This window comes from Rhodococcus sp. 06-418-5, assembly GCF_002258285.1.
Classification (GTDB): Bacteria; Actinomycetota; Actinomycetes; order Mycobacteriales; family Mycobacteriaceae; genus Rhodococcoides.
In genome coordinates this window covers 274,531-297,279 of the sequence record NZ_NOYE01000037.1, presented here as the reverse complement: position 1 = coordinate 297,279, position 22,749 = coordinate 274,531, and the positions used below count along the sequence as shown (strand labels likewise).

The window sequence follows — 22,749 nt, the reverse complement described above, 5'->3', positions numbered from 1 at the left end:
AAGCTCCTGTGTCGGAGCGGACACGTGCATGGGTTACAGTGACGCAACCCACATCTGGGTCGATGTGTACGAATTGTGGAGGTCAGCGTGGGAGTCGAGGTTTCGGTCGAGGGATTGACCAAGTCTTTCGGGGTACAGAAGATCTGGCAGGACGTGACGTTGACCCTGCCGAAGGGTGAAGTCAGTGCTCTGCTCGGTCCGTCCGGTACCGGCAAGTCGGTCTTCCTGAAGTCGCTGATCGGTCTCCTGCGTCCCGAGCAGGGCAAGATCTTCATCGACGGAACCGACATCCTGCAGTGCTCCTCGCGAGAGCTCTACGAGATCCGCAAGCTGTTCGGGGTGCTGTTCCAGGACGGCGCACTGTTCGGCTCGATGAACCTCTACGACAATGTCGCGTTCCCGTTGCGTGAGCACACCAAGAAGTCCGAGTCCGACATCCGCAAGATCGTGATGGAGAAGCTCGAACTGACCGGTCTGCTCGGTGCCGAGGACAAGCTGCCCGGTGAGATCTCCGGCGGTATGCGCAAGCGCGCCGGACTGGCCCGCGCCCTCGTGCTCGACCCCGAGATCATCCTGGTCGACGAGCCGGACTCGGGCCTCGATCCCGTTCGCACCACCTACATTTCGCAGACCCTGATCGACATCAACGCCGAGATCGATGCCACGATCCTGATCGTGTCGCACAACATCAACCTCGCCCGGACGGTGCCCGACAACATCGGTATGCTCTTCCGTCGCCAGCTGGTCATGTTCGGCCCGCGCGAGGTGCTGCTGACGAGCGATGAGCCGGTGGTCAAGCAGTTCCTCAACGGAACCATGATCGGCCCGATCGGTATGTCGGAGGAGAAAGACGAGGCGCAGATGGCGCAGGAGCAGGCCATGGTCGACGCCGGGCACCACGCCGGTGGTGTCGACGACGTCGAAGGCATCGTGCCGCAGATGAAGGCCACTCCCGGTACTCCGGTGCGTCAGGCCGTCGGGCGTAGGCAGGAACGGGTGCGCCAGATCATGCACACCCTGCCGCACAACGCGCAGGTCGCCATCCAGGAGAGCCTCGACACCACCGATCCGGGTCAGCAGCCGGTGTACGCAGGCCGGCAGGGCTACGACGAGCAGGGCTACGACCAGCAGGGGTACGACCAGCAGGGATATGGCCAGCAGGGCTACAACCAGCAGGGGTACAACCAGCAGGGTTACGACCAGCAGGGCTACGACCAGCAGGGCTACCAGGCTCCGACTCAAGGTCGGGGTCAATAGCAGACATGGCGGGATCGAAGAAGTCCGCGTTCGCTCCGGCGAACGCCGCTCTGACACAAGCCGGCAATATCGTCGAACTGTTCGTCGAGGTCGTCCGAAACACCTTTCGTAGGCCGTTCCAGTTTCGAGAGTTCATCGAACAGGCCTGGTTCATCGCCAGCGTCACCATCTTGCCGACGGCGCTCGTCGCAATTCCGTTCGGCGCGGTCGTCTCGCTGCAGACCGGATCGCTGATCAAGCAACTCGGTGCCGAGTCGTTCACCGGTGCGGCCAGTGTGCTGGCGGTCATTCAGCAGGGCAGTCCGATCGTGACCGCGCTGCTGGTGGCCGGTGCCGCCGGCTCTGCAGTCACGGCCGACCTCGGCTCGCGCACCATTCGCGAGGAGATCGACGCCATGCGGGTGTTGGGCATCGACCCCGTGCATCGTCTCGTCGTTCCGCGAGTGCTCGCGATGATCCTCGTCGCACTGTTGCTCAACGGGCTGGTCTCGGTCGTCGGTATCGCAGGCGGATACTTCTTCAACGTGATCCTCCAGGGTGGTACCCCCGGTGCGTATCTGGCGTCCTTCGGTGCGCTGGCGCAGCTCCCGGATCTCTATGTCGCAGAAGCCAAAGCGGCGATCTTCGGACTGATCGCGGGCATCATCGCCTCCTACAAGGGGCTCAATCCCAATCCCGGACCCAAGGGCGTCGGCGAGGCAGTGAACCAGACGGTTGTCATCACGTTCCTGCTGCTCTTCTTCGCCAACCTGATCCTGACCCTGGTGTATCTCCAGGTCGTCCCAGCAAAGGGAGCGTAACCGCGATGACGATCGCACGAGGTCGCGGTGACCGCACGCTGATGCGCGTCAAGCGCGTCGGCAATGCCCCACTGAACGTGCTCGACCGCGCCGGCGAGCAGATGTCGTTCTACCTTCGGGCCATCGGGTGGATTCCCAAGACCGCTGTGCACTACAAGAAGGAGGTGCTCCGCCTTCTGGCCGAGGTCACCTTCGGCAGTGGCGCGCTCGCGGTCATCGGCGGAACCATCGGCGTGATCGTGATGATGTCCGGCTTCACCGGCATCGTCGTCGGTCTGCAGGGTTACGCCGCACTCGAGCAGCTCGGTAGCTCCGTACTCACCGGCTTCCTGTCCGCATACGTCAACACCCGTGAGATCGCGCCTATCGTCGCCGGACTCGCGCTGTCGGCCACTGTCGGCTGTGGCTTCACGGCCCAGCTCGGTGCCATGCGGATCTCGGAGGAGATCGATGCCCTCGAGGTGATGGCGGTTCCCAGCGTGCCGTTCCTGGTGACCACCCGCATGATCGCCGGCTTCGTGGCCGTCATCCCGCTCTACATCGTCGGACTGCTGGCGTCGTACGTCGCGTCCCGAGGGATCAGCACCATCTTCAACGGGCAGTCCACCGGGTCCTACGACCACTACTTCAACCTCTTCCTACCTCCGGAAGACGTGTTGTATTCGTTCCTGAAGGTGTTGATCTTCGCCTTCGTCCTGATCATGATCCACTGCTATTACGGCTACCACGCCTCCGGCGGACCTGCCGGTGTCGGCGTCGCAGTGGGCCGTGCCGTTCGTACCGCGATCGTCACGATCGCGGTGCTGGACTTCTTCTTGAGCCTCGCCATCTGGGGCACGACCACCACAGTGAGGGTTGCGGGATGATCGACTCGCCGTCGCGACTGAAGCGAGTACTGCTCGGTTTGGCGTTCTTCCTGGTGCTCATCCTGTTCCTGGGATGGAGCATCACGTCCTACAACAAGACGTTCAAGTCGGTGGTGAACGTCAGTCTCGAAACCGACTCCGTCGGCAATGCACTGCCGATGAACGCGGACGTCAAGGTCCGCGGAATGATCGTCGGTGAGGTGCGCTCGGCATCGACCGTCGACGGCGTGGTCACCTCGCAGCTCGCGATCGACCCGGACAAGGCTCCACTGATTCCGTCCAACGCCACGGCGCGGTTGCTTCCCAAGACGCTGTTCGGTGAGCGATACGTCTCGCTGATCGTGCCCGAGAACGACTCGGCGTCGCCGATCACCGACGGTACGGTCCTGCGTCAGGACACCAGCGGAAACGCCATCGAGGTCGGGCAGTTGCTCGACGGACTGCTCCCGCTGCTGCAGGCGATTCCGCCGCAGGATCTGGCCAACACCCTCGGGTCGTTGGCGCAGGGCCTCAGCGGACGCGGCGAGCAGCTCGGACAGACCATCGACAACCTGACCAACGTCGTCTCCGGTCTGAACACCGAGCTGCCCAACATCCAGCAGACGCTCGTCGGGCTCGCCGACTTCTCCCAGACGTACGCGGACGCTGCGCCCGAGTTGATCTCGGCACTGGACAACCTGCGGACGACGGGCAACACCGTGGTGGAGCGGCAGTCCAGCCTGGAAACGCTGTACGGTTCGCTGACCTCTGCGTCCTACACCACCGCGGACTTCCTGCAGACCAACTCCGAGAATCTGATCGGATTGGCCGCGAACTCGCGGGAAGCCCTCGAGCTGCTGGCCGAGTTCTCCCCGACGTTCGGCTGCACGTTCACCCAGTTCGCCGAAGGTGCCAGGCGCGGCAAGGTCGTGCTCGGCGAGGGCGACGAGTACCCCGGCATCAACGTGTCCGCATCGTTCGTCAACCCGAAGGGCCGTTACTTGCCGAACCAGGACGAGCCGCGCTTGTTCGACGATCGCGGAGCCACCTGCTTCGAGCCTGCTGCACCGGGTGAGTTCTTCCCGCAGTATCCGGGAGGTTCGATCAACGACGGTTCCTACCAGGTGCCGACCCGCAACCCGGGCCCGCAGGTGATCGAAGGACAGGGACCCCCGAAGTCGGCTCAGAGCTCCATCGTTCCCGCCGTTTCCGCGTCTGCGCAGCCGGCGAGTTACGAGGGCTCGGACTTCGAGCGTGACACTCTCGCCGTGATCTACGGACAGGCGAGTGGTGTTGCACCGGACAGTATTCCGTCGTGGGCGGCCGCTATCGGCGCACCGGCATTGAGGGGAGTGGAGGTGACCGTGCCATGAGAGGCCTTCTCGCGCCGATCATCAAGTTGATCGTGTTCGCCGTGATCACGATCCTTGCCACGGCCACCCTCGCCTTCACCATCGCCAATTCCAGCGGTGGCGGCGGCACCAAGTTCTCGGCGATCTTCACCGACGTCACTTCGCTCAACGAGGGCGACGAGATTCGTATCGCCGGCGTTCGCGTCGGCCAGGTCGACTCGATCGAGATCGCCAACGAGCGCGAAGCCAAAGTGGACTTCACCCTGAGCAGTCGTGATTGGCTGCCGGCCAGCTCGACGGCGACCATCCGGTTCAGGAACCTGGTCGGTCAGCGCTACATCGCCATCGAGCAGGGCTCGGGGGACCAGGGGCAGAAGATCACCGAAGGTGCGACCATTCCGTTGGAGCGGACCAAGCCTGCGGTGAATCTGACCACGCTGTTCGACGGTTTCCGGCCGCTGTTCACCACGCTCAGCTCCGACGACGTCAACAAGCTGTCGTACCAGATCATCCAGGTGTTCCAGGGGGAGTCGGGCACCATCAACGAGTTGGTGACCAACACGGCGACCCTGACGAACACCGTCGCCGACAAGGATCAGGTCATCGGCCAGGTCATCACCAATCTCAACAACGTGCTGGCGACGGTCAACCAGAACGACGGCCAGCTCGACAGCCTGATCGTCAACACCCAGCAGCTCGTCTCGGGTCTGTCGGCCGATCGTGATGTGGTCGGCTCGGCCGTCACCTCGCTCGCCGGTCTGACCAACGCGACCGCCGACCTGCTCGAGCCGACCAGGCCGTCGATCCAGGGATCGGTGACTGCGTTGAACACACTGTCCGAGACGATCAACCGCCGCAGCGACGACGTCGACGCTGTCCTCGGAAATCTGCCCGTCAAACTCGACAAGCTCATTCGCACGGCCCAGCAGGGATCCTGGTTCACGTTCTACCTCTGCGGCATCGACATCGTCGCCGGACCGGGTAACTCGCCGAACCTGAATCTGCCGACCGGGCTTCCGACCGTCAACCAGCCGCTGTACACGAACTCGGCAGAGCGTTGCAAAGCTGGGGGGATCAAACAATGACATCTCGTCGTAGTCCGGCCACCATCGGTGCACTGGGCATCGCCATCATCCTGCTCGCCACGATGTCGGTCTTCTTTCTCGACCGGCTCCCGATCATCGGTGCCGGCTCGGTGTACACCGCCGAGTTCAGCGAGGCAGCGGGTCTCAAGCCGTCGAACGAAGTTCGCATCGCGGGCGTCAAGGTCGGCAAGGTGACCGACGTGCGTCTCGAAGGCGACCGAGTACTCGTGGACTTCACGGTGCAGGACGCCTGGGTCGGTAACGAGTCACGGGCCGCCATTGCGATCAAGACCCTGCTGGGACAGAAGTACCTCGCGCTGGACCCGAGCGGGCCGGACACACTGAGCCCCAAGGACCCGATCCCGCTCGAGCGCACCACGTCCCCGTACGACGTCATCGACGCGTTCTCCGATGCGGCGTCGACCATCAACGACATCGACACCGATCAGCTCGCGACGAGTATGCGGACTCTGTCCGAGGCGTTTTCCGAGACGCCTCCGAACATCCGTGCCTCGCTCGACGGCGTCACCCGGTTGTCGCAGACCGTGGCCAGCCGCGACGAGGAGCTCAAGAAGCTGTTCGAGGCCACCGGCGAGACGTCGAAGGTGTTGGCCGACCGCAACGAGCAGTTCAACAAGCTGATCACCGATGCCGGTCCGCTTCTCGAAGAGCTCAACAACCGCCAGCAGGCGATCTCGCAGCTGCTCACCGGCACGCAGCGCGTGTCGCAGGAGCTGACCGGTCTCGTTCGCGACAACGAGGCGACCATCAACCCGATGCTGCAGCAGCTCAACGGCGTCATCGAGATCCTGCAGCGCAACAACGACAACCTCGACCGCGCGCTCGAGCTGTACGAACCGTTCATTCGGCTCTACACGAACGTCACCGGCAACGGTCGATGGCTCGACATCACGCTGGCCAACCTCACACCTCCCGGAGTTCCGTTGATACCTGGCTACCGCCAGCCCTCGCTCGACAAGTTGCCGGGGGAATGATGACAGACACGCAGGCAGCACCGAGAAACAAGAACAAGCTCGCGCTCATCGCCGTCGTCGTGATCGTGGCGCTGGTGTTGGCCGTCGCCGGCTGGTGGCTGTTCACCAGGGCCGGTACGACCAAGATCACCGCGTACTTCGACAAATCGGTCGGCATCTACTCCGGCTCCGAGGTGCGGGTGCTGGGCGTCAAGGTCGGCACGGTCGACTCCGTCACGCCGCTCGGTGACGACGTCGAGGTCGTGCTTCGTGTCGACCGCGGGATCGACATTCCGGCCGACGCCAAGGCCGTACAGGTCAGCCCGTCGCTCGTCGCCGATCGCTACGTCCAGCTCTCGCCCGTCTACACCGGCGGCGACACCATGGCCGACGGCACGACGATCGGTCGCGATCGCACCGCCACCCCCGTCGAGGTCGACGAGTTGTACAAGTCCATCAACGACCTCTCGACCGCCCTCGGTCCCGACGGTGCCAACAAGGACGGCGCGCTCACCGACCTGGTCAACACCGGCGCGGCGAACCTCGACGGCAACGGTGAAGCGTTGGGCGACAGCATCACTCAGCTCTCGGCTGCCGGCCGCACGCTGAGCGACTCGCGCACCGACGTCTTCGACACGATCAAGAACCTGCAGACGTTCGTCAGTGCCCTGGCCGTCAACGACCAGCAGGTACGCAACTTCAACACCCAGTTGGCCGACCTGACCGGTTTCCTGTCGGGCCAGCGCGAGGACCTGGGAGCTGCACTTCAACAGCTGTCGGTCTCGCTCGGCGACGTGGCGACGTTCGTCGCGGACAACCGGACCGAACTGACCGATGCCGCAAACGGTCTCGTGGTTCCGACTCAGACGCTCGCCGACAAACGTGAGCAGCTGGTGCAGACGCTCACATTGCTGCCGCTGGCCATCAGCAACCTGGTGAACGCCTACGACGCGGAGTCAGGCACGCTCGCCTCGCGCGCCAACCTCCAGAACGAGACGCAGGATCCGCTCGGCACCGTGTGCCGGCTCATCGATCTCGGCAAGCTCGTTCCCGGCGATCCGCGCTTCGAGGCCCTCGGTGCGCAGATCCAGCCGATCATCGATCAGTGCGCCAACATCACCACGATGATCCAGGCCCCGATCGCCGACCAGAACCGGATCGTGCTGCCGTTCGGTGTTCTCACCAACGACATCGAGCAGAACGTGTCCGTTCCCGGCACCGTTCCCGGCGTCGTCTCGCCGAGGCTCGGAAACAGCACGATGCCCGGACTGGAGCAGTCGTACATCGGAGGTGGGGGACAGTGAGAACCTCTGTGAAACGGAATCGAGCTCGTGTGAAGCGTTCCTTGGTCGTCGGAGCGGGCGTCTGTGTGGTCGCTCTGTCGGCCGGAGCCTGCTCGTCGGCAGGCATCTATGCCATCCCGCTTCCCGGCGGTGCCGATGTCGGTGACAACCCGTTCAACCTGACGGTGCAGTTCGACGACGTGCTCGACCTCGTCCCGCAGTCGACCGTCAAGGTCGACGGTGTGGCCGTCGGCCGGGTCGACTCCATCTCCGTGCCGAACGAGGGGTGGACGGCCGATGTCGAGGTCATCCTCAACTCCGACGTGGATCTGCCCGCCAATGCGATCGCATCGGTGCAGCAGACCAACCTGCTCGGTGAGAAGTTCGTGCAGCTCTCGGCACCTCCCGGTGACGAGTCGGCAGCGCGGCTGCAGGACGGCGACACCATTCCACTCGATCGCACCCGTCACGCCACCGACATCGAGCAGGTACTCGGCGCGCTGTCGCTGCTGCTCAACGGTGGCGGCGTCGGGCAGCTCTCGCCGATCATCAAGGAACTGAGCACGGCTTTCGACGGTCGCGAAGGCAGGACCAAAGAGCTTCTGCAGCAGGCGAACACGCTGATCGACGGCCTCAACCAGCAGCGGGACGACATCACCCGTGCCATCGATGGTCTCGACACTCTCAGCGGCCGCGTCAACACGCAGACCGACAAGATCGACGCAGTGCTGAAGGACTTGCCGATCGCCACCGAAGTTCTCGAGCAGCAGCGTCCGCAGCTGACCGAGATGCTCGGCGCGCTCGACCGACTCGGAGCCGTGGGCACCGACGTGATCGACCGTTCCAAGGACGATCTGATCGCAGACCTGCGGGCACTGCGCCCGACGCTGCAGGCCCTGGCCGATTCGGCGGACGACGTGGTCACCTCGCTCGCGGTCATCCCCACGCTGCCGTTCGCCGACGGCACCGAGAAGATCATCGAGGGCAACTCCGCGAACCTGTTCCTCTCACTGGACCTGTCGATCGGAACTGCGCTGCGCAACTTCGGCGTCGGTGAAGGCGATCCGGTCTACATCCAGCCCAAGTACGGCAACACGCTGCCGGTGGTCGACCCGTCGAATCCGTACTACAACGGAAACGGACCTCGGCCGGGTTGGCCGACGATCTCACTGCTGCCGTTGCCGCCGATCATCCCGTCACCGGTTCCCGGCCCGGGTGCACCTGCGAACGAGCAGGCGGCTGCAGCCGCTGCGCCCGCACCTGCCGATCCGTTGGCACCGTTGAACGATCTGCTCGAGCGATTCGGAGTTGGACAGTGAGATCGAGACTGGTTCGTATTCAGTTGGTCCTATTCGTCGTCGTAGCGGTTCTGGGTCTGGTTTTCGTCGGTGCCAAGTACGTACGCCTGGACAACATGCTCGGCTTCGGGCAGTACCAGGTCGATCTGAACCTGGCCGATTCCGGTGGCATCTTCTCCAACGCCGAGGTCACCTACCGAGGTGTCCCGGTGGGAACCGTCGGAGATCTGGAACTGACGCAGGACGGTGTCCGTGTCGCACTGATGCTCGACAACGGCGGGCCCGACATCCCGGCCGACACGAAGGCCGTCGTGGCCAACCGGTCCGCGATCGGTGAGCAGTACGTCGACCTCCAGCCCGAGACCGATCAGGGTCCGTTCCTGGTCGACGGTTCGCAGATCGCTCAGGCCGACACCACCACACCCGTGCCGGTGGAGGACGTCCTCGCCAACACGAACACGTTGGTTCGATCGGTGCCGCTCGACACGTTGACGCGAGTGGTCAACGAGCTCGGCGTGGCATTCGACGGCAAGGGCACGGATCTCGCATCCCTCGTCGATTCGCTCGGGAACATCTCCGAGGCAGGCAACGAGGCGCTGCCGCAGACGCTTGCTCTGGTCCGTGACGCGGTACCGGTGCTCGACACGCAGTCCGAGCAGTCGGATCTCATTCGTGAGTTCAGCACCAGTCTGGATCAGGTGACGGCTCAGTTGAAGTCCAGCGATCCCGACATCCGCCGCCTGATCGACACGGGTACCGCGGCAGGCGATCAGCTCGGTGGTCTCATCACCGATGCAGGTCCGGCGCTGACCACCGACATCAACAACCTTGCGCTGGTTGCCGCGCAGGCCGAACCGCGTTACGTCGCGCTTCGTCCGTTCCTGACGTTCCTGCCTGCCCTCGGTGCCGGTATCTCGACGATCGTCCCGAACGACGGCACGATCCATCAGGGTCTGTTGCTCGAGGTCAACAATCCGCCGCCGTGCACGGTCGGCTACGAGGGAAGCCAGGCGATCCTCGACGAGGAGAAGCGGAAGAACCCGAACTTCGATCCGACTCGGGAGAACTACCCGCTGAACCTCGACGCGAACTGCGCTACACCGCAGGGCAGCGTGACGGGTGTGCGTAGCGCGAACCGCATCGTGTTCGCCGATCCGGACGTGCCGCAGCCGTGGGACCTCAAGCCCAAGGTCGATCCGGAGAAGCTCAACCTCAACCCCATCGCCACCCAGTTGGCACCGCTGATCGGCGTGACGCCGAAGTAGTGGAATCGGTGAAACTGCTGCTCAGCACTATCGTCGGGCCGAGGGCGGTTCGGCCGGATATTACCGAGTAGTAGGGTGGAAAGTGTGAACTCGAGCACCGAAGCCCTGGAGTCCCCAGCGACTCCAGGGCGCAACAAGACCGCGAAAATCCTGTTTGCCGTCGTGACCGTGATCGCCGTGGCCGCCCTCGCAGCGGCAGTGTTCTTCGGGTACGGCTGGGGCAACGCGCTTCTGAGCCAGAAGCCCACCGCGGACACCAGGGACGCGGCGCTCACCGGAGCACAGCAGGCGGCAGTCAACCTCAACACCGTCGACGCGGCGCAGATCGATCAGTCGTTCGACAACATGAAGTCGTCCATCACCGGCGACCTGATGCTCAACGACCTCGAGCAGACGCGGTCGGGCATCACCGATCAGGTTCGTCAGTCCGGTGCCAAGAGCGAGGCCGAGGTCCTACACGGCACGCTGACGGAGCTGAGCACGGACGAGAACACCGCCACTGCTCTGGTGGTCATTGCGACGACCACCACCTGGCCCGATCGCGTCGAGCGAAGCAAGCTGACGATGCGTCTGGCCATGGAGGAGGTCGACGGGGTGTGGAAGACCAACAAGGTCGACCCCATCGGTTCACGGATCTCGCTCGACAACCCGAACACCAACCCCGTCGTCCCGACCGATCCGGGCGGCCCCGCCGACCCGAACGCGGCCGACCCCAGTGCGGAAGCGACGCCGGCTCCCCAGCCGGACACCGGCGGCAACTGAGGTACCCGGCAGTGGTGTCTTCCGTCTGTACCGAAGTGAGTTTCGAAGGAGTTCTGTAGTGCCTCCCCAGCGTCGCAAGATCGTTCCACCCACCACCACCAGCAAAGTACGCCGCAAGGTGGCCGGCACCGGGAAGCCGACTGCTGCATCCACCGTCACGGGCTCGACCACCGAGGGATCCGCTGCCGACGACAAGACGGCTGTCACGACTCCGCCGCCGAGCACGCCGATTCTCGACAAGCCCGCAACGGACAAGCCCGCAACGGACAAGCCTGTTCTCGACAAGCCTGCACTCGACAAGGCCGCGGCCGAGGAACCCGCACTCGACAAGCCTGCAGAAGGCGAATCTGCCGACGAATCCACCGCAGCCGAGTCGTCCACCGCCGCAGAGTCGTCCACTGTCGCTGGCTCGTCCACCGCGTCGGGGTCGGGTATCGGCTGGAAGCACGTGATCGTCGTCGCGGTCATTGCCGTCGTGCTCGGCGCGTTCGCTGCCGTTGCCGCGTTCAAGCCGTTCGCCACGATCGACAATGCGGCCTGGGTTGATTCCGCGGCGACGCAGGAAGTCACCTCGGCTGCGACCGATGCGTTGCAGACTCTGTACACGTACAAGGCCGCCACGATCGACGCCGATTTCGACGCGGCGCGTGCGGTGCTCAATCAGTCGATGCTCGACGAGTTCAACTCCACTGCCGAAACCACCAAATCTGCTGTGGTGCAGACGGATACGGGGACCGAAGCGATGGTCACCGATATCGGAGTCACGCGGCTGGAGGACGGCGTGGCCGAGTTGATCGCCAACGTGAACATCAGTGCCACCCAGAACGGCGTTGCCTCGGGCAGTGCCGAGGGTCCGTTGACGGTGAACATGGAGAAGGTCGACGGCACCTGGAAGCTGTCGGCCATCGACGATCAGTAGGAGCCCAGCCAGCATTCGATTCGGCCCCGTTCGACGCAGAAGCCCTGCTCGGACGGGGCCTTTTCGTGGGCTTTTCCGCCATCTGTCACCGGCTTTCCATCGCGTTACCATCGCGATTGCGTCCTGGCTTGGGACGAGCCCTGGTTGTTCGGGACAACCAATCGAAGCTCGACAGCCAGGGGTGGATCCGATGAAAACGGAGCATGCTGGTCATGACTGACACAACTATCGAATATTCCGTGGTGGACTCCAGGTCCGGTCGATCGGGGTTTGCCGAGCACGTCAATCCCGAACTGTATCGGCTGTTGTCTGCGTTGAATCTGGATCGCGAGTACGTGCGCGGCGACGGGACGGTCCTGTTCGACGCCTCGGGTCGTCGCTATCTCGACTTCGCCGGGGCGTACGGTGCACTCCCGTTCGGGCACGGTCCCACTCCGATCTGGCAGGCGGTCAACGACGTTCGTTGCAGTGGAGAGGCGATTTTCGTACAGCCTTCGGTGTTGAGCGCGGCCGGTGAACTGGCGGATCGGTTGGGGCGCATCGCACCCGACGGATTGACGCGGACGACGTTCGTCAACAGTGGTACCGAGGCCACTGAGGTGGCGCTGAAGATCGCGCGAGCGCACACCGGTCGGCTGGGGGTACTGACGACCGGGAACAGTTTTCATGGCAAGACTCTCGGTGCTCTGTCGGCAACGGGAAACGTCAAGTACCAGAGCGGTTTCGGTGCTCCGGTCGAGGGATTCGATCACATCGAGTTCGGTGATTCGGATGCGCTCGACGCGGCACTGGCGGCGGCCCCCGGGCACTATGCGGTGTTTCTGGTGGAACCGATTCAGGGTGAGGGTGGCGTGGTGTGTCCGCCCGACGGTTACCTGCGCCGCGTGCGGGAGATCTGTGATCGGCACGGGGTGTTGATGGCCCTCGACGAGGTGCAGACCGGGCTCGGCCGGACCGGCAGGATGTTCGCGGCGGAGCACGAGGGCGTGGTGCCGGACATCCTGACCGTCGCCAAGGCGCTCGGTGGCGGCATCGTGCCGGTGGGTGCGGTGTTGTGTGCGCCGAGGCTGGTGAACGAGAGTTTCGCGCTGCGCCACACGTCCACGTTCGCGGGGAACGCGTTGGCTGCACGGGTGGGTATCGCGGTTCTCGACGAGTTGACCCGGGACGACTGCGCGGTGGTGGAGAACGCGGCCGTTGTCGGGCGGCAGTTGAAACTCGATCTGAGTGTGTTGGCAGAGAAGTACCCGTCGGTGGTCACCGAGGTGCGCGGACGCGGGTTGTTGCTCGGCATGGAATTCACCGCGGACGTCAACATGGTCGGGCGGCAGTCGTTGCTGGGATCGATTGCCGATCAACACAATCTGGCCGTGGTGATCTGCTCGTACCTGCTCAACGTCGAGGGGATTCGAGTGGCTCCGACTCTGTTCGGTAACAGGGTGATTCGGATCGAACCGCCGCTGACGGTGTCGGCGGTGCAGTGCTCGCGGCTGGTCGCAGCACTGGATCGGGCGTTGGGGTACGCGGCAGCGGGGGACATGGACGGCTTGTTCGGACATCTGCTCGGCCGCCCGACCGTCGCCACTCCGCCTGCTCTCGAGGCGTTGCGTCCGGGTCGAACGCCCGATATCGCTGTGCGGGCGACGGATCGTCGCTTCGCGTTCATCGCGCACCCTCTCGATCTGGGGTTCTTCGCGGCGTTCGATCCGGCACTCGAGGTGTTCGATCACGGCGAGCGGCAGGATCTGCTCGAGCGGTTCGCGGCGTCGACGTCCGAGCTCGAACCCGCGTCGTTCGTCATCGGCAGTGGCCGGGTCGTCGGAGGTGGGGAGGCGACGGCGCACGGCGATCTGATCGGGCTGCCGTACACCTCCGAGCAGTTGCTGCGTCTGCCGACCGAGCGTGCGCTCACTGTGGTGGGCGGGGCCGTCGAGCTGGCGATCTCGCGCGGTGCGACGGTCGTCGGGTTGGGCGGCTATTCCTCGGTGATCACCGGGAATGGGTTGGGCCTCGGCGCGACGACGCGTCCGATCACCACCGGCAACACGTTCACCGCTGCGGCGAGTCTGCGGGCTGTCCGACGCGTGTGTCGCGAACGCGGTATCGATGTCGCGCGGGCTCGGGTGACGATTCTCGGTGCCGCCGGGGCGATCGGGCGAACCATCGGCAAGCAGTTGGCGGGCGAGGTCGGCGGCATCGTGTTGGTCGGCAGGAAGGGGGAGAGTTCGGTCATCGCGCCCAAGTTGTGGGCGGCTGCGCAGGAGATGGTGGCGAGTGCTCGGGTCGGTGCTGGTTCGGGGGATCTGGCCGGGGCCGCGCACGCGGTCGACGGCGATCTGGACGATCTGATCAGGTCGCGCCATGTCGAGTTCTTCACCGATCCCATTGCTGCAGTGCGTGATTCGTTGATCGTCATCGCTGCCACGTCGGCACCGCATGCGCTGATCGATCCGACGGATCTGATGGAGGGTGCCATCGTCTGCGATGTGGCGCAGCCGCCGAACATCGGCAGGGACGTGCGCAGTGAGCGGCCCGACGTCACGGTGTTCGACGGCGGCATCGTGCGGGTGCCGTCGGGTTCGGATTTCGGGTTGACCTACGGGTTGGCTCCGGGGCTGACGTACGCCTGCATGGCCGAGACGATGCTGATCGCGTTGTCGGGTGAGTTCGGTCTGCGCAGCATCGGCACCACTCTTGACGGCGACAGCGTGGAGCGGTTGGGTGAACTGGCAGATGTCCACGGGTTCACGCTCGCCGAGGCCACGCGGTGGCGCGAGGCCGACCGGTAGACGGCAGGGGGCGGGGCGCGTCGGGGTCCTCGCCCCCGCCCGCCTCGCCCCCGACCGCGTCAATGGACCGTTGCATACGTCTCGGCGGTGCAGTGGTCCATCGACGCGACCGGTTCGAGTGCGGTCTCACGGAAAACGGATCGGGCCGAACCTCTTGACGAAGGGGGCGGCACGGGTCAGTCTTGTCGTCAGGAGCACCCCCAGTGGTTTTTCGAAGCGCAGTGGTTTCGGCATCGGGCGCCCGGCAGGCGACACGCTTTCGCCGAGTCAGCGCGTGAATGGACCCCGGGTGCTACTTTTGATGCCCCCGTTGCGCTGTGCGCACATTTGGGGTACCTTTGGACGTTGCGCTGGCTGCCTCCTGTCCACCTCTCGATCGCTGTTACCCGAAAGCACGTTTTCGGGCCGCTGTGATGGGGATTCGGTCTGGTTGCACCAGCCGAAATTCGCCCCACATATAGCAAACAGATACAGCGGCGGTCGCACTGCACGAGCGACCCGCGTGAGGTGCTGGAAGGACGCATCTTGGCAGTCTCTAGCCAGACCAAGGCAGTTGTCGGAACACCGGGAGCCCCGAGGAGGGTTTCGTTCGCGAACATTCGCGAGCCGTTGGAGGTACCCGGTCTCCTCGATGTACAGACGGATTCGTTCGAATGGCTGGTAGGTGCGCAGAGTTGGCGTGACCGTGCCGCCGCCCGGGGAGACAGCAGTGTCGCCGGTGGACTCGAGGACATCCTGACCGAGCTCTCTCCGATCGAGGATTTCTCGGGCTCGATGTCTCTGTCCTTCTCCGACCCACGATTCGACGAGGTCAAGGCCTCGACGGATGAGTGCAAGGACAAGGACATGACGTACGCGGCTCCGCTGTTCGTCACGGCCGAGTTCATCAACAACAACACCGGTGAGATCAAGAGCCAGACGGTCTTCATGGGTGATTTCCCGATGATGACCGACAAGGGCACCTTCATCATCAACGGCACCGAGCGTGTCGTGGTGTCGCAGCTGGTGCGTTCTCCGGGCGTCTACTTCGATCATTCGATCGACAAGACCACCGAGAAGGACCTGCACAGCGTCAAGGTGATCCCCGGCCGCGGCGCATGGCTCGAGTTCGACGTCGACAAGCGCGACACCGTCGGTGTCCGTATCGACCGCAAGCGTCGCCAGCCCGTCACGGTGCTGCTCAAGGCTCTCGGCTGGTCCACCGAGCAGATCACGGAGCGCTTCGGCTTCTCCGAGATCCTCATGGCCACCCTGGAGAAGGACAACACCGCCGGTACCGACGAGGCACTCCTCGACATCTACCGCAAGCTGCGTCCGGGCGAGCCGCCGACCAAGGAGTCGGCGCAGACCCTGCTGGAGAACCTGTTCTTCAAGGACAAGCGCTACGACCTCGCCCGCGTGGGTCGCTACAAGATCAACAAGAAGCTCGGCCTCAACTCGGGTCAGCCCATCGTGGCGTCGACCCTCACCGAGGAAGACATCGTCGCGACCATCGAGTACCTGGTGCGTCTGCACGCAGGTGAGACCTCGATGACCGCACCCGACGGCGTCGAGGTTCCGGTCGAGGTCGACGACATCGACCACTTCGGCAACCGTCGTCTGCGTACCGTCGGCGAGCTCATCCAGAACCAGATCCGCGTGGGCCTGTCCCGCATGGAGCGCGTCGTGCGCGAACGTATGACGACTCAGGACGTCGAGGCGATCACGCCGCAGACCCTGATCAACATCCGTCCCGTCGTCGCTGCGATCAAGGAGTTCTTCGGAACGTCCCAGCTCTCGCAGTTCATGGACCAGAACAACCCGCTGTCGGGCCTGACGCACAAGCGTCGTCTGTCGGCACTGGGACCCGGCGGTCTCTCACGTGAGCGCGCCGGCCTCGAGGTCCGCGACGTTCACCCGTCGCACTACGGCCGCATGTGCCCCATCGAGACCCCGGAAGGCCCGAACATCGGCCTGATCGGATCGCTCTCGGTGTACGCACGCGTCAACCCGTTCGGGTTCATCGAGACCCCGTACCGCAAGGTCGTCGACGGCAAGGTCACCGACGAGGTCGATTACCTGACCGCCGACGAGGAGGATCGCCACACGCTCGCGCAGGCGAACTCTCCGGTCGACGATTCGGGCCACTTCATCGAGGACAAGATTCTCGTCCGTCGTAAGGGTGGAGAGGTCGAGTTCGTCTCGTCCGACGACATCGACTACATGGACGTCTCGCCGCGACAGATGGTTTCCGTCGCAACCGCGATGATTCCGTTCCTCGAGCACGACGATGCCAACCGTGCCCTGATGGGCGCCAACATGCAGCGTCAGGCCGTCCCGCTGGTTCGCAGCGAGTCGCCGATCGTCGGAACCGGCATGGAGCTGCGTGCAGCCGTCGATGCCGGTGACGTCGTCATCACCGAGAAGACCGGTGTCGTCGAAGAGGTCTCCGCCGACTACGTCACGGTCATGGCCGACGACGGATCGCGCAAGACCTACCGGATGCGCAAGTTCGCGCGCTCCAACCAGGGCACGTGCGCCAACCAGCGTCCGATCGTGGACGAGGGTCAGCGCGTCGAGTCCGGCCAGGTCCTCGCCGACGGCCCCTGCACCGAGAACGGTGAGATGGCACTCGGCAAGAACCTGCTGCTGGCGATCATGCCGTGGGAGGGCCACAACTACGAGGACGCGATCATCCTGTCGCAGCGCCTCGTGGAAGAGGACGTTCTCACCTCGATCCACATCGAGGAGCACGAGATCGATGCTCGCGACACCAAGCTCGGTGCCGAGGAGATCACTCGCGACATCCCGAACGTCTCCGACGAGGTCCTCGCAGACCTCGACGAGCGCGGCATCATCCGGATCGGTGCCGAGGTTCGTGACGGCGACGTGCTGGTCGGAAAGGTCACGCCGAAGGGCGAGACCGAGCTGACCCCCGAAGAGCGCCTGCTGCGCGCCATCTTCGGTGAGAAGGCTCGCGAAGTTCGCGACACCTCGCTCAAGGTTCCGCACGGCGAGAACGGAAAGGTCATCGGCATCCGCGTCTTCTCGCGCGACGACGACGACGATCTGCCTCCCGGCGTCAATGAGCTGGTCCGCGTCTACGTGGCTCAGAAGCGCAAGATCCAGGACGGCGACAAGCTCGCCGGCCGTCACGGCAACAAGGGCGTCATCGGCAAGATCCTCCCGCAGGAGGACATGCCGTTCCTGCCCGACGGCACCCCGATCGACATCATCCTCAACACCCACGGTGTTCCGCGTCGTATGAACATCGGTCAGGTCCTCGAAACCCACCTGGGTTGGATCGGCAAGACCGGTTGGAACGTTCAGATCGCCGCGGACGGCACGAAGCCCGATTGGGCCGAGCGTCTGCCCGAGGAGATGTTGGCGGCTCCGGCCGACAGCAACATCGCCACCCCGGTGTTCGACGGTGCCAAGGAGAATCAGCTCGCCGGCCTGCTGGAGAGCACGATCCCCAACCGCGACGGCGAGCAGATGGTCGGACCCGACGGAAAGGCCACGTTGTTCGACGGCCGCTCCGGCGAGCCGTTCCCGTACCCGGTGTCGGTGGGCTACATGTACATCATCAAGCTGCACCACTTGGTCGACGACAAGATCCACGCTCGTTCGACCGGGCCGTACTCGATGATCACGCAGCAGCCCCTCGGTGGTAAGGCACAGTTCGGTGGTCAGCGCTTCGGTGAGATGGAGTGCTGGGCCATGCAGGCCTACGGTGCCGCGTACACGCTGCAGGAGCTTCTCACCATCAAGTCGGACGACGTTGTCGGCCGCGTGAAGGTGTACGAGGCGATCGTCAAGGGCGAGAACATCCCGGAGCCCGGTATCCCCGAGTCCTTCAAGGTGCTCCTCAAGGAGCTCCAGTCGCTGTGCCTCAACGTGGAGGTGCTGTCCTCGGACGGCGCAGCCATCACGATGGCCGACGGTGACGACGAAGACCTCGAGCGTGCCGCAGCCAACCTGGGAATCAACCTCTCCCGCAACGAAGCAGCCACGGTCGACGACCTCGCTCAGTAGTTCTGTGATCCCCGTGCCTGCGTCACTGCAGGCACGGGGGTGATCACGCTTTTTCTGATTCGGTATCACAACACCCATAACGGGGAAAGGAAGTTACGTGCTCGACGTCAACTTCTTCGATGAACTTCGCATTGGCCTTGCCACTGCGGACGACATCCGTCAGTGGTCCTACGGCGAGGTCAAGAAGCCGGAGACCATCAACTACCGCACGCTCAAGCCCGAGAAGGACGGCCTCTTCTGCGAGAAGATCTTCGGCCCCACTCGGGACTGGGAGTGCTACTGCGGCAAGTACAAGCGCGTCCGCTTCAAGGGCATCATCTGTGAGCGCTGTGGCGTCGAGGTCACTCGCGCCAAGGTGCGTCGTGAGCGCATGGGCCACATCGAACTGGCGGCTCCCGTCACGCACATCTGGTACTTCAAGGGTGTGCCGTCGCGTCTGGGCTACCTGCTCGACCTGGCTCCGAAGGATCTCGAGAAGATCATCTACTTCGCTGCCTACGTCATCACGACGGTCGACGACGAGCTCCGTCACAACGAGCTCTCGACGCTCGAGGCCGAGATGGAGGTCGAGAAGAAGGCCGTCGCAGATCAGCGCGACGCCGATCTCGAGGCTCGTGCGCAGAAGCTCGAAGCCGACATCGCCGAGCTCGAAGCCGAGGGTGCCAAGTCCGACGTGCGCCGCAAGGTCAAGGACGGTGGCGAGCGTGAGATGCGTCAGCTCCGTGACCGCGCGCAGCGTGAGCTCGATCGTCTCGAGGAGATCTGGACCACGTTCACCAAGCTCGCTCCCAAGCAGCTCATCGTGGACGAGCTCATCTACCGCGAGCTCATCGACCGGTACGGCGAGTACTTCACCGGTGCCATGGGTGCCGAGTCGATCCAGAAGCTCATGCAGACCTTCGACATCGATGCCGAGGCGGAGTCTCTTCGCGAGACCATCCGCAGTGGCAAGGGTCAGAAGAAGCTGCGTGCGCTCAAGCGTCTGAAGGTCGTCGCTGCGTTCCAGGCCGGCCGCAACTCGCCGATGGGCATGGTTCTCGACGCTGTCCCGGTCATCCCGCCGGAGCTTCGTCCGATGGTGCAGCTCGACGGTGGACGTTTCGCGACGTCCGACCTCAACGACCTGTACCGCCGCGTCATCAACCGCAACAACCGCCTCAAGCGTCTGATCGATCTCGGTGCCCCCGAGATCATCGTCAACAACGAGAAGCGGATGCTGCAGGAGTCGGTCGACGCCCTGTTCGACAACGGCCGTCGTGGACGTCCGGTCACCGGACCGGGTAACCGTCCGCTCAAGTCGCTGTCCGACTTGCTCAAGGGCAAGCAGGGTCGCTTCCGTCAGAACCTCCTCGGCAAGCGCGTCGACTACTCGGGCCGTTCGGTCATCGTCGTCGGACCGCAGCTCAAGCTGCACCAGTGTGGTCTGCCGAAGCTGATGGCTCTCGAGCTGTTCAAGCCGTTCGTGATGAAGCGCCTGGTGGATCTGAACCACGCGCAGAACATCAAGTCGGCCAAGCGCATGGTCGAGCGTCAGCGTCCGCAGGTGTGGGACGTTCTCGAAGAGGTCATCGCCGAGCACCCCGTGCTGCTGAACCGTGCACCCACCCTGCACCGGTTGGGCATCCAGGCGTTCGAGCCTCAGCTCGTCGAGGGCAAGGCCATCCAGCTGCACCCGCTCGTGTGTGAGGCGTTCAACGCCGACTTCGACGGTGACCAGATGGCTGTCCACCTCCCGCTGTCCGCCGAGGCCCAGGCCGAGGCACGCGTGTTGATGCTGTCCTCGAACAACATCCTCTCGCCGGCATCGGGCCGTCCGCTCGCCATGCCGCGTCTGGACATGGTGACGGGTCTGTACCACCTGACGCGTCTCGACGCCGGTGCTGTCGGCGAGCGCGTCGACGCATCGACCGATCAGGCCGAGTTCGGGGCGTACTCCTCCCCGGCCGAGGCTCAGATGGCCGTCGACCGTGGAGCGCTCACGGTGCAGTCGCAGATTCGGGTTCGTCTCACCACGCAGCGCCCGCCGCGTGACATCGAGAACGAGCTGTTCCCCGAGGGCTGGAACCGCGGCGACGCGTGGACGGCGGAGACCACTCTGGGACGCGTGCTGTTCAACGAGCTGCTTCCGGCGGACTACCCGTTCGTCAACGAGCAGATGCCGAAGAAGCGTCAGTCGACCATCATCAACGATCTCGCCGAGCGTTACCCGATGATCGTGGTCGCGCAGACCGTCGACAAGCTCAAGGACGCAGGCTTCTACTGGGCCACGCGTTCGGGTGTCACCATCTCGATCTCCGACGTCCTCGTGCCGCCGGAGAAGCCGCAGATCATGGAGACCTTCGAGGCTCAGGCCGATCAGATCGAGAAGAAGTACCAGCGTGGCGCACTCGACAAGGTCGAGCGCAACTCCGCACTGGTCAAGATCTGGCAGGACGCGACCGAGCAGGTCGGTAAGGCCATGGAGGCCCACTTCCCCGACGACAACCCGATCCCGATGATCGTGAAGTCCGGCGCAGCCGGAAACATGACTCAGGTTCGCTCGCTCGCCGGCATGAAGGGCTTGGTGACCAATCCGAAGGGTGAGTTCATCCCGCGTCCGATCAAGTCCTCCTTCAAGGAAGGCCTGACGGTCCTCGAGTACTTCATCAACACGCACGGTGCTCGTAAGGGTCTGGCCGACACGGCGCTTCGTACCGCCGACTCGGGCTACCTGACGCGTCGTCTGGTCGACGTCTCGCAGGATGTCATCGTTCGGGAAACCGACTGTGGCACCGAGCGCGGCATCGTCACGACGATCGCCGAGAAGACCGCCGACGGCAAGATGATCCGCGACGCTCACGTCGAGACCAGCACGTACGCCCGCACGTTGGCGAACGACGCTGTCGACGAGAACGGCACGGTCATCGTCGCTCGCGGACACGATCTCGGTGACCCGGCCATCGACGCGCTGCTCGCTGCGGGCATCACGTCGGTCAAGGTTCGCTCGGTGCTCACCTGCACCACGGGAACCGGCGTCTGCGCCACCTGCTACGGCCGCTCGATGGCCACCGGCAAGCTGGTCGACATCGGTGAGGCCGTCGGTATCGTTGCCGCGCAGTCCATCGGTGAGCCCGGAACCCAGCTGACCATGCGTACCTTCCACCAGGGTGGTGTCGCCGGAGATGACATCACCGGTGGTCTGCCTCGCGTGCAGGAGCTGTTCGAGGCACGTGTGCCGAAGGGCAAGGCTCCGATCGCGGACGTGTCGGGACGCATCCAGCTCGAGGACGGCGATCGTTTCTACAAGATCACCATCGTCCCGGACGACGGCGGCGAAGAGGTTGTCTACGACAAGCTCTCCAAGCGTCAGCGTCTGCGCGTCTTCAAGCACGACGACGGCACCGAGCGCCTTCTGGCGGACGGCGACCACGTCGAGGTCGGCCAGCAGCTCATGGAAGGTGCTGCCGATCCGCACGAGGTGCTGCGCGTGATGGGTCCCCGTCAGGTGCAGATCCACCTCGTCAACGAGGTCCAGGAGGTGTACCGGTCGCAGGGTGTGTCGATTCACGACAAGCACATCGAGACGATCGTGCGTCAGATGCTCCGTCGCGTGACGATCATCGACAGCGGCTCCACCGAATTCCTGCCCGGTTCACTGACCGAGCGCAGCGAGTTCGAGTCGAGTAACCGTCGCGTCGTCTCCGAGGGTGGCGAGCCCGCAGCCGGACGTCCGGTCCTGATGGGTATCACCAAGGCATCGCTGGCCACCGACTCGTGGCTGTCGGCTGCGTCCTTCCAGGAGACCACTCGTGTGCTGACCGATGCGGCGATCAATTGCCGTAGCGACAAGCTCATAGGTCTCAAGGAGAACGTCATCATCGGTAAGCTCATCCCGGCTGGTACCGGCATCAACCGGTACCGGAACATCACGGTGCAGCCGACCGAGGAGGCGCGTGCCGCGGCATACGCGGTGCCGTCGTACGACGATCAGTACTACAGCCCGGATGGCTTCGGCCAGGGAACCGGCGCTGCAGTGCCGCTCGACGACTACGGTTTCTCCAACGAATACCGCTAGAGCGACTCCGTCGCATGTGAGCAGAACTTCGTAGCCCACTACGAATTTCCGC

At 64.1% G+C, this 22,749-nt stretch carries 14 protein-coding genes; all 14 read left to right on the top strand.

Annotation, left to right across the window (positions count from 1 at the left end):
- Positions 1 to 87: 87 nt before the first annotated feature.
- The 14 genes from CH274_RS26545 to CH274_RS26480 all read left to right on the top strand — a co-directional run bounded on the left by CH274_RS26545 (position 88) and on the right by CH274_RS26480 (position 22,697).
- Complete coding sequence (locus CH274_RS26545; protein ID WP_179275870.1) at positions 88 to 1,257, top strand: ABC transporter ATP-binding protein; 1,170 nt, start codon at positions 88 to 90, stop codon at positions 1,255 to 1,257.
- Positions 1,258 to 1,262: 5 nt separating this feature from the next.
- Entirely contained in the window at positions 1,263 to 2,057 is a 795-nt protein-coding gene (locus CH274_RS26540; RefSeq protein ID WP_032393959.1) for an MlaE family ABC transporter permease, read from the top strand.
- A 5-nt stretch (positions 2,058 to 2,062) separates the two neighbouring features.
- On the top strand, positions 2,063 to 2,923 hold the full coding sequence (locus CH274_RS26535) for an MlaE family ABC transporter permease (RefSeq protein WP_027498223.1): 861 nt from the start codon (positions 2,063 to 2,065) through the stop codon (positions 2,921 to 2,923).
- Positions 2,920 to 4,275 (top strand): MCE family protein, encoded by a 1,356-nt coding sequence (locus tag CH274_RS26530; protein WP_032393960.1) that lies wholly within the window; start codon positions 2,920 to 2,922, stop codon positions 4,273 to 4,275. Before CH274_RS26535 ends, CH274_RS26530 begins: the two co-directional genes overlap by 4 nt.
- Positions 4,272 to 5,339 carry an MCE family protein gene (locus tag CH274_RS26525; RefSeq protein ID WP_032393961.1) on the top strand — a complete coding sequence of 356 codons (1,068 nt, stop codon included), beginning with the start codon at positions 4,272 to 4,274 and terminating at the stop codon, positions 5,337 to 5,339. Before CH274_RS26530 ends, CH274_RS26525 begins: the two co-directional genes overlap by 4 nt.
- Positions 5,336 to 6,334 carry an MCE family protein gene (locus CH274_RS26520; protein ID WP_032393962.1) on the top strand — a complete coding sequence of 333 codons (999 nt, stop codon included), beginning with the start codon at positions 5,336 to 5,338 and terminating at the stop codon, positions 6,332 to 6,334. Before CH274_RS26525 ends, CH274_RS26520 begins: the two co-directional genes overlap by 4 nt.
- Positions 6,334 to 7,617, top strand: a complete 1,284-nt coding sequence (locus CH274_RS26515) for an MCE family protein (protein WP_032393963.1) — start codon at positions 6,334 to 6,336, stop codon at positions 7,615 to 7,617. The genes CH274_RS26520 and CH274_RS26515 overlap by 1 nt, the downstream gene beginning before the upstream one ends.
- A gap of 29 nt (positions 7,618 to 7,646) precedes the next feature.
- Complete coding sequence (locus CH274_RS26510) at positions 7,647 to 8,915, top strand: MCE family protein (RefSeq protein ID WP_032393964.1); 1,269 nt, start codon at positions 7,647 to 7,649, stop codon at positions 8,913 to 8,915.
- Positions 8,912 to 10,159, top strand: coding sequence for an MCE family protein (locus CH274_RS26505; protein ID WP_032393965.1), 1,248 nt, complete (start codon positions 8,912 to 8,914; stop codon positions 10,157 to 10,159). The genes CH274_RS26510 and CH274_RS26505 overlap by 4 nt, the downstream gene beginning before the upstream one ends.
- A gap of 84 nt (positions 10,160 to 10,243) precedes the next feature.
- Positions 10,244 to 10,921 carry a hypothetical protein gene (locus CH274_RS26500; protein ID WP_256978877.1) on the top strand — a complete coding sequence of 226 codons (678 nt, stop codon included), beginning with the start codon at positions 10,244 to 10,246 and terminating at the stop codon, positions 10,919 to 10,921.
- Positions 10,922 to 10,979: 58 nt separating this feature from the next.
- The gene (locus CH274_RS26495) at positions 10,980 to 11,840 is read left to right on the top strand and encodes a hypothetical protein (RefSeq protein ID WP_094659384.1); all 861 of its coding nucleotides are present in this window, start codon (positions 10,980 to 10,982) and stop codon (positions 11,838 to 11,840) included.
- 212 nt (positions 11,841 to 12,052) lie between these two features.
- Positions 12,053 to 14,629 (top strand): aminotransferase class III-fold pyridoxal phosphate-dependent enzyme, encoded by a 2,577-nt coding sequence (locus tag CH274_RS26490; RefSeq protein WP_094659594.1) that lies wholly within the window; start codon positions 12,053 to 12,055, stop codon positions 14,627 to 14,629.
- 507 nt (positions 14,630 to 15,136) lie between these two features.
- Entirely contained in the window at positions 15,137 to 18,643 is a 3,507-nt protein-coding gene (gene rpoB / locus CH274_RS26485) for a DNA-directed RNA polymerase subunit beta (RefSeq protein ID WP_032393968.1), read from the top strand.
- A gap of 97 nt (positions 18,644 to 18,740) precedes the next feature.
- The gene (locus CH274_RS26480; RefSeq protein ID WP_032393969.1) at positions 18,741 to 22,697 is read left to right on the top strand and encodes a DNA-directed RNA polymerase subunit beta'; all 3,957 of its coding nucleotides are present in this window, start codon (positions 18,741 to 18,743) and stop codon (positions 22,695 to 22,697) included.
- Positions 22,698 to 22,749: the final 52 nt, after the last annotated feature.

What these genes read in the sequence shown, in the direction of transcription:
- CH274_RS26540 (WP_032393959.1), top strand. Translation starts at nt 1,263, where the DNA reads ATGGCGGGATCGAAGAAGTCCGCGTTCGCTCCGGCGAACGCCGCTCTG.
- CH274_RS26535 (WP_027498223.1), top strand. Translation starts at nt 2,063, where the DNA reads ATGACGATCGCACGAGGTCGCGGTGACCGCACGCTGATGCGCGTCAAG.
- CH274_RS26530 (WP_032393960.1), top strand. Translation starts at nt 2,920, where the DNA reads ATGATCGACTCGCCGTCGCGACTGAAGCGAGTACTGCTCGGTTTGGCG.
- CH274_RS26525 (WP_032393961.1), top strand. Translation starts at nt 4,272, where the DNA reads ATGAGAGGCCTTCTCGCGCCGATCATCAAGTTGATCGTGTTCGCCGTG.
- CH274_RS26520 (WP_032393962.1), top strand. Translation starts at nt 5,336, where the DNA reads ATGACATCTCGTCGTAGTCCGGCCACCATCGGTGCACTGGGCATCGCC.
- CH274_RS26515 (WP_032393963.1), top strand. Translation starts at nt 6,334, where the DNA reads ATGACAGACACGCAGGCAGCACCGAGAAACAAGAACAAGCTCGCGCTC.
- CH274_RS26490 (WP_094659594.1), top strand. Translation starts at nt 12,053, where the DNA reads ATGACTGACACAACTATCGAATATTCCGTGGTGGACTCCAGGTCCGGT.